The sequence below is a fragment of the Streptomyces sp. WM6386 genome (assembly GCF_000972385.1).
GTDB lineage: Bacteria > Actinomycetota > Actinomycetes > Streptomycetales > Streptomycetaceae > Streptomyces.
Map to the genome: position 1 here is coordinate 1 of NZ_JXTE01000174.1, position 1,715 is coordinate 1,715.

Below are 1,715 nucleotides of genomic sequence, written 5' to 3' on the forward strand. Positions count from 1 at the left end.
TCGCCGCCTCGGTCCTGGCGATCGAGAACAACGTGGTGCCGCCGACGGCCAACCTCCACGAGCCCGACCCCGAGTGCGACCTGGACTACGTGCCGGTGCACGCCCGTGAACAGCGCACCGACACGGTCCTGAGCGTGGGCAGCGGATTCGGCGGGTTCCAGAGCGCCATGGTGTTGCGGAGGGCGGCATGAAGACGACCGAGGCCATGAGCACGGCAGCCGCCGCCCCGTCCACGACCACCCGTGTCGTCGTCACCGGACTCGGCGTCACCGCCCCCAACGGCCTGGGCACCGACGACTTCTGGAGCGCCACCGTCGAGGGCCGCAGCGGCATCGGCGAGATCGGACGCTTCGACGCCTCCGGCTACCCGTCCCGCCTGGCGGGCGAGGTCCCCGGATTCGTCGCCGAGGACCATCTGCCGGGCCGGCTGCTGCCGCAGACCGACCACATGACCCGCCTCGCGCTGGTCGCCGCCGACTGGGCCCTCGCGGACGCGGGCGTCACGCCGGAGGAGTGGGCGCCCTTCGACATGGGCGTGGTCACCGCCAGCTCCTCGGGCGGCTTCGAGTTCGGCCAGCGCGAACTGCAGGCGCTGTGGAGCAAGGGCGGCCAGTACGTCAGCGCGTACCAGTCCTTCGCCTGGTTCTACGCCGTCAACACCGGCCAGATCTCCATCCGGCACGGCATGCGCGGCCCCAGCGGCGTCGTCGTCTCCGACCAGGCCGGGGGCCTGGACGCCCTCGCGCAGGGCCGGCGTCAGATCCGCAAGGGCAGCAAGCTGATCGTCTCCGGCGGGGTCGACGGCTCGATCTGCCCCTGGGGGCATGTCGCCCAGCTCGCCGGAGGACGTCTGTCCACCAGCGACGACCCCGGCCGCGCCTACCTCCCCTTCGACATCGAGGCGGCCGGCCATGTGCCGGGCGAGGGCGGCGCCCTGCTCATCCTGGAGGACGCCGAGGCGGCCAGGGAGCGCGGGGCCCGCGTGTACGGCGAGATCGCCGGGTACGCGGCCACCTTCGACCCGCCGCCCGGCCCCGGCCGTGAGCCGGGCCTGGAGCGGGCCATCCGCCAGGCCCTCGCGGACGCGGGCACCGAACCCGGCGACGTCGACGTGGTCTTCGCCGACGCCGCCGCGATCCCCGAACTCGACCGCGTCGAGGCGGACGCGGTGACCAAGGTCTTCGGCCCCGAAGCGGTCGCCGTGACCGCGCCCAAGACGATGACCGGACGCCTGCTGTCCGGCGCCGCCTCCCTGGACGTGGCCGCGGCCCTGCTGTCCATCCGCGACGGCGTGATCCCGCCCACCGCCCACGTCACCCCCGACCCGGCCTACCGCCTGGACCTGGTCACCGGCGAGGCGCGCAGTGCCCGGGTGGACACCGCGCTGGTGCTCGCCCGCGGCCACGGCGGCTTCAACTCCGCGATGGTCGTGCGCCGGAGCGGCTCGTGAACGCCGGCCGGGCCCCTACAGACACGGCTCAGACAACGTCAGAAGAGAGGGTGGCGCGTATGGCCAGCAAGGTGATGGCCAAGGGCCAGGCCAAGAGGTCCGACAACGTCCAGCACTGCGACGTCTTCATCCTGGGATCGGGCCTGGCCGGCTCGGTCGCCGGGGCGATCCTGGCCCGTCAGGGCACCAAGGTGGTCCTCGTGGACGCGGGGCAGCATCCGCGGTTCGCGGTCGGCGAGTCGATGACGCCGCAGCTCATCGAGTG

2 protein-coding genes and 1 pseudogene are annotated in these 1,715 nt (G+C 73.3%); all 3 read left to right on the forward strand.

All coding sequences use genetic code 11. From position 1 onward, the window contains the following. Positions 1–191: pseudogene (locus tag TN53_RS40450) on the forward strand (beta-ACP synthase); the annotation flags it as partial. Then, positions 188–1,450 (forward strand): ketosynthase chain-length factor, encoded by a 1,263-nt coding sequence (locus tag TN53_RS40455; RefSeq protein WP_199924739.1) that lies wholly within the window; start codon positions 188–190, stop codon positions 1,448–1,450. The pseudogene TN53_RS40450 and the gene TN53_RS40455, both read left to right, overlap by 4 nt. Before the next feature lie 59 nt (positions 1,451–1,509). After that, on the forward strand, positions 1,510–1,715 hold a 206-nt coding region (locus TN53_RS40460; protein ID WP_046263869.1), incomplete at its 3' end, for an NAD(P)-binding protein.